The sequence below is a fragment of the Roseicyclus amphidinii genome, from assembly GCF_030163755.1.
Lineage (GTDB): Bacteria > Pseudomonadota > Alphaproteobacteria > Rhodobacterales > Rhodobacteraceae > Roseicyclus > Roseicyclus amphidinii.
In genome coordinates, this window is the sequence record NZ_JASJOE010000110.1 from 1 (window position 1) to 5,777 (window position 5,777).

6 protein-coding genes are annotated in these 5,777 nt (G+C 65.4%); 1 reads left to right on the forward strand and 5 read right to left on the reverse strand.

What is annotated here, in order from left to right:
• Positions 1-548: 548 nt before the first annotated feature.
• From QQK83_RS18580 to QQK83_RS18600, 5 genes are all read right to left on the reverse strand, one after another.
• Positions 549-2,120, reverse strand: a complete 1,572-nt coding sequence (locus tag QQK83_RS18580; protein ID WP_284266839.1) for a GMC family oxidoreductase — start codon at positions 2,118-2,120, stop codon at positions 549-551.
• A gap of 20 nt (positions 2,121-2,140) precedes the next feature.
• Positions 2,141-2,662 carry a Twin-arginine translocation pathway signal gene (locus QQK83_RS18585; protein ID WP_284266840.1) on the reverse strand — a complete coding sequence of 174 codons (522 nt, stop codon included), beginning with the start codon at positions 2,660-2,662 and terminating at the stop codon, positions 2,141-2,143.
• A gap of 53 nt (positions 2,663-2,715) precedes the next feature.
• Positions 2,716-3,111 carry a VOC family protein gene (locus tag QQK83_RS18590; protein ID WP_284266841.1) on the reverse strand — a complete coding sequence of 132 codons (396 nt, stop codon included), beginning with the start codon at positions 3,109-3,111 and terminating at the stop codon, positions 2,716-2,718.
• Positions 3,112-3,217: 106 nt separating this feature from the next.
• On the reverse strand, positions 3,218-3,511 hold the full coding sequence (locus tag QQK83_RS18595; protein WP_284266842.1) for a ribbon-helix-helix domain-containing protein: 294 nt from the start codon (positions 3,509-3,511) through the stop codon (positions 3,218-3,220).
• 132 nt (positions 3,512-3,643) lie between these two features.
• Positions 3,644-4,456 (reverse strand): class II aldolase/adducin family protein, encoded by an 813-nt coding sequence (locus QQK83_RS18600; RefSeq protein WP_284266843.1) that lies wholly within the window; start codon positions 4,454-4,456, stop codon positions 3,644-3,646.
• A gap of 153 nt (positions 4,457-4,609) precedes the next feature.
• Between QQK83_RS18600 and QQK83_RS18605 the strand changes: the two genes are divergently transcribed.
• Positions 4,610-5,530, forward strand: coding sequence for a LysR family transcriptional regulator (locus QQK83_RS18605; protein WP_284266844.1), 921 nt, complete (start codon positions 4,610-4,612; stop codon positions 5,528-5,530).
• Positions 5,531-5,777: the final 247 nt, after the last annotated feature.

Genomic DNA, 5,777 nt, shown 5'->3' on the forward strand with positions numbered 1-5,777 from the left:
CTCCTGTCTGACGATTGAGAAGGTCCCAAGCGTCAGACAGGTCGGACAGATCGCAAAATGCGCATCGTTACGGCAGGCTCACTCCATCAGCCCAATGCGCCAATGCCGCGGAGCGGCTTCGTCCTTGTCCGCGACGCGGACGTTGGCCCACCCCACGGCGAAAGTCCGCTCTCACCCCGATGCGAGGACGCGGCACCCGGGGGTGTGCTATGCCGTCGCCGTCGCCATGACTGAAAGAGGGGGGGCAGATCGGACAGCGGCCAGCCTCATGTCCGTCGGTTTTCTTGCTGTCCTCCGCCCTGTCCGGGTTCCCTGTAACAAGGGCCGGAGCATCGATAGGCACCTCCGCAAACGCGCCGCCGCTAAACCAGAGGCGCGATCGATAACCCGGCTGGCCGCCATTGAGCCAGGTGAAAAGTAGCTGGCGGGGACTGCGTCGAGATCCGGAATTCTTCATGCGTCTCACGAGAAAGGCCGCACCCCTGGGGATGCGGCCTTTTTCGTCTTAGTCGCCTTTGGCGCTGATACCGGCCCGGCGTCGGCTGGTGTCACAGATTGCCGGCCGACATCTCGCGCGCGATATGGTCGGCCTGCCGGATCGCCAGCGCCACGATGGTCAGCGTCGGGTTCTCGGCCGCACCGGTCGTGAATTGCGAGCCGTCCGAGACGAACAGGTTTGCGATGTCATGCGTCTGTCCCCAGCGGTTGACCACGCCGTCGCGCGCATTCTCCGACATCCGGTTGGTGCCGAGGTTGTGCGTCGACGGGTAGGGCGGCGTCGGGAAGGTGCGGGTCGCGCCCACCGCCTCGTAGATCGCCTGGCCGCGCGCATAGGCGTGGTTGCGCATCGCAACGTCGTTGGGGTGATCGTCGAAATGCACGTTCGCCACCGGCAGGCCGAAGCGGTCCACGACATCGTGGTTCAGCGTCACGCGGTTGGTTTCCTGCGGCATGTCCTCGCCGACGATCCACATGCCGGCCATGTTCTCGTAGCTGTCGAGCGCCGAGGTGAACTCGCGCCCCCAGCCGCCCGGATCGAGGAAGGCCGCCATGAAGGGCAGACCGAGCGCCAGCGTTTCCAGCTCGTAGCCCGCGACGAAGCCGCGCGAGGGATCGTGGCGTGCCTCGTCCTGGATGATGCCGGCCATGGTCGTGCCGCGCCACATCTTCACCGGTTGGTCGAACACGCCATAGACCGACCCGGTGACATGGCGCATGTAGTTGCGCCCCACCTGGCCCGAGGAATTGGCGAGCCCGTCGGGGAACATCGACGAGGCCGAATTCAGCAGCAGCCGCGGGCTTTCGAAGGAATTGCCCGCAACGGCGACGATGCGCGCACGCTGGAATTGCAGATTGCCGTCGCGGTCGAAGTATTCGACCCCCGTCACCAGCCCGCGGTCGTCGTGCAGGATGCGCGCGACATGGGCGTTCTCGCGCACCTCGAGGTTGCCGGTCGCCTCGCCCCTCGGAATGTCGGTATAGGCCGCCGACCACTTGGCGCCCCACTTGCACCCCTGGAAGCAGAAGCCCGTCTGTTGGCAGGCCGGACGGCCATCGTAGTCGGCGGAATTGATCGCCATGCGCCCGGTATGCACCTCCTCGTAGCCAAGCGCGCGGGCGCCTGCCTCGAAGACCTTGTAGTTGTTGTTGCCGGGCAGGCCGGCGCGGCCGTTCGTGCGGGTCACGCCCAGCTTTTCCTCGGCCAGTTCGTACCAGGGCGCCATCTCGGCCTCGTCGATCGGCCAGTCGAGCAGGTTCGCGCCCTGCACGCGGCCGTAGGTCGTCGCGGCCTTCCATTCATGCGCCTGAAAGCGGATCGATGCACCGGCCCAATGGGTCGTGGTGCCGCCCACGGCCTTCACGATCCAGGCCGGCAGGCCCGAGAAGTCGCGCGCGACGCGCCAGTCGCCCGAGGTGGTGCGCGGGTCGGTCCAGGCAAGCTGCCCGAAACTGTCCCATTCGTCGTTGAGATAATCCTCCGGCAGGTAGCGCCCGCCGGCTTCCAGCGCGACCACGCTGACGCCACGCTGGGCCAGTTCGTTGGCCAGCACGCCGCCGCCCGCGCCGGTGCCGATGATGACGACGACGCCGTCGTCGTTGAGGTCGAATGGAGCTGCCATGGTGTGTCCTCCCTTTCAGATCACAGCCAGGTGATGTCGTCGAAGCCGCGGTAGAGGTAACCACCCTGGCTGAAGCTTTCGCCCTCGTAGCCGAAGAGCGGCCAGACCTCTTTCTGGTTGTAGAGGCCGGTCACCAGTCCCCCGCGGATCTGCTGGAAGAAGGGGCTGTCCTCCATCGACCGCAGGATGTCGACGCGGTCGCGTTCCCATCCGGTTCCGACGTAGCCGGGAAAGCCGCGCCCGCGCGCCGCCGCGTCCAGCGCCGCGATTCCGGCGGTGATGGCCGCGGCCTGCTCGGGGTTGTCGTATCCGCGCACGGCGATGACGTAGTATTCGTCGGCGACGTGGTCGTGCGGGTAGATGTCGCGCGCCATCTGCACCAGCGTGGCGAAGGTTTCGGGGTCGAGATGGGTGGTCTCGATCGCCCAGGCGGCGTTGGGCGCGGCGATGAAGCCTGCCCCCACCACAAAGGCACCCGCGGCGCTGGCCCGCGCCAGAAGCTGGCGGCGTGTCAGACCGCGCGGGGTCTCATGCTTGCTCATGTCTGTTCCTCCCTTGGATTTCGGCGGTGCCTCCCCGCACCGCGCAGGGCCGGTCACTGGAACCGGCCGCCTCTTTGCAAAACCTCGATCTGGTAGCCGTCCGGGTCCGCGACGAAGAAGAAGCGTGCGATCACCTCGCCCGCCGGAGCGAAATCGACCAGCTTGCGCGGGGCAAGCCCGGCCGCATCGAACCGCGCATGTTCGGCGGCGGCATCGGCGACGGAAACGGCCAAATGGCCATAGCCATCGCCAAGGTCATAGGGGTCCGTCCGGCCCTTGTTGATGGTCAGTTCCAGCTCGAACGTGCTTTCGCCGTTCGACAGGTAGACCAACGTGAAGTCCGGAAAATCCAGCCGGTCGGCAACCGTGAGGCCAAAGGCCTCGCGGTAGAAAGCGACCGACCGCGCCTCGTCCAGCACGCGGATCATGCTGTGGATTGCCTTGGCCAATACCCTGTCTCCTGTCCGTTGTCTCGTCTGGACACAGGATAGACTCGGGGCCGTCGGGGGCGGGTAGTATCGGGATACTACCCCCGGTGGAATGGCGCGGGGCGCGTTATTCCGCCGCCATCTGCGCCGCCTGCGGGCGCGTGCCCGAGGCCATGAACACAAGGCAGGCCGTGCGCAGGAGCGAGGTGAAATTCGCCGGCTCGCCGCGCAGGATCAGCACCTCGGAATGCAGTTGCGAGATGAAGGCGGGCGTGCTGAGCCCGTCCCGTTCCGAGATTTCGTCGAGCAGCGCCCAGAACGCGTTTTCCAGCCTGATGCTCGTGCTCTGACCATTGATCCTGAGCCGCCGCGTGGTCAGGGCGTAGCGGTGCGGGTCCTGTCCGGCAAAGACTTCACACATGGCTTCCTTCCCCCCTTTCTTGAAAGATGGGTGGCACCCGCCGGTCTGGGGCGGGTGCCACAAGTGGTGGTGAAAGGTTCGATACGGCGACGCGCCCTGTCCAGAACAATCGTCGCTGCACCTGCAAAGGTTTCAGTCGAACATGTCGGGCTGATCGATCACCAGCTGGTTCCAGATCGTCTGGAAATGAAGCCAGCCGATGTATTCGCTGCCCACATGCTCGCGCGAATAGCGGGCGCGGTCGGCGGGAATGCGGATCGGCGCGATCCCCGAGGCGGCGATGGCCAGCTGCTGCTGGCAGCAGCGTTCCAGCGCGATGAACCAGAAAGCGGCACTTTCGATGGAATGGCGGCTGGCGGTCAAAAGACCGTGGTTCTGATGCAGCGCGGCCTTCACGCCCTTGAATGCCTTGGCCACATCGGAGCCCGCATGGTTTTCCACCGCGACCGCGCCGCCCTGTTCGCCGATCACCACGTGATCCTCGAAAAAGGCGCAGGCATCTTGCGTGATCGGGTCGATGGGCAGGCCTGTCGCGCACCAGGCGGTGCCGTAAACCGTATGGGCATGACACATGGCGATGATGTCGGGATGTTCCTCATGCACGTTGGCATGCAGGATGAAACCGGCACGATTGACGGCATGGGTGCCCTCGATCACACGTCCCGCATGGTCGACCAGGATCAGGTTCGACATCTTCACCTTGTCGAAATGCACGCACATCGGGTTGGTCCAGTAGAGCTCGGGACGTTCAGGGTCGCGCACCGTCAGATGGCCGGCAAATCCGTAGTCGAACCCCTGCAGCGCGAAGGCGCGACAGGCGGCCACCAGGCGTTCCTTGCGGTGGCGCCGTTCCTCCGCGACGGTGGCGAATTCCGGCAGGTCCGGAAAGATCAGCCCGTCCTGTTCGGGCTGGTAGATGGACACGCGATTGCCGAGATCGAGCATGGGTCGACCCTCCCTCAAGGTGTGGTGATGCGGGCGGGGGCGCTGCGGCCACCTCCCTGCCGCGCGGCCACACCGCTCTCCGCGCAGTATTGAAACGCGCTGCCGAACCGGCAATTCTGATATGGCAATAACTGTTATTGCGCTGGAGGCAAAATGCGGGACGATCGACTGGTGGAGATGCGGGTGTTCCGCGCGGTGGTGGACACCGGCGGCTTCAGCACTGCCGCGCGTGTGCTGGGGGCAAGCCAGCCCTTTGTCAGCCAGACGGTCCAACGGCTCGAGATGCGGCTTGCGACCAAGCTTCTGCACCGGACCACGCGGGGGCAACGCCTGACGCCTGCGGGCGAGCGTTTCCTCGAGGCGGCGCGACATGCGCTTGATACGGTGGAGCGCGCCGAGGCGACGTGGCAGCAGGAGGCAGCCTGGCTTGACGGGCGGCTTCGCGTGTCTGCGCCCATCGCCTTCGGGCTTGACCGCGTCACGCCGTTGATCCCGGACTTTCTTGCACGCCATCCGGGTCTGTCGCTCGATCTGCGGCTGACCGACGACCACGAGGATCTGATCGCCGACGGGATCGACGTGGCGATCCGAATGGGACCGTTGACGGATTCATCCCTGCGTCACCGCCGCCTGTGCAGGTTGCGCCGGCTGGTCGTCGCGGCACCGTCGCTCGTGCATCGCCACGGGGTGCCCACCACGCTGGACGCGCTTGGGCAGATGCCGATGATCGCCTGGGATGCCACGCGCGAGCATCTGAACCGCTGGCATTTCGTCAAGGATGGCGAACGGTTGTCCTTTCATGCCCGCAGCCGGTTTCGGAGCAACCAGGGGATGTCACTGTTCCAGATGTGCCTTGCGGGTGTCGGGGTCATGCGGGTCGCCGAACACCTGGCGCGCCCCGCCGTCGGTGACGGGCGGCTGGTGGAACTCCTGCCCGATCACGCGCCAGCCGATGATACGGCGATCCAGGCCGTTTTCCTGCCCGACCGGGACATGGTTCCGCGGCTGCGCAGCCTTGTCGACACATTGGTCGAAGCTTTCCGCAAACCTGACTGGGAACTGGATCGTCCCTGATCGAAACCGCCCGTGTGCAAGACTTCCTGACCCTGTCGAACGGAACCCTGGGTGGCACTGGGCCTCTCGTGGAAACGGGGCGAATTGCGGCAGTCATTTTGCGGGGTCTCGGGAAAACCGAGGTAGCGTCCGCGAGCGTGGTGTAATTTCACCGATACGTTCGGTGTGATCCCTGGTGGCCATCGAGGTGTATGTTCGAGGTGGAGTTTGGCGACTTCAACCACGGACCATACGGAGCCCCCGATGA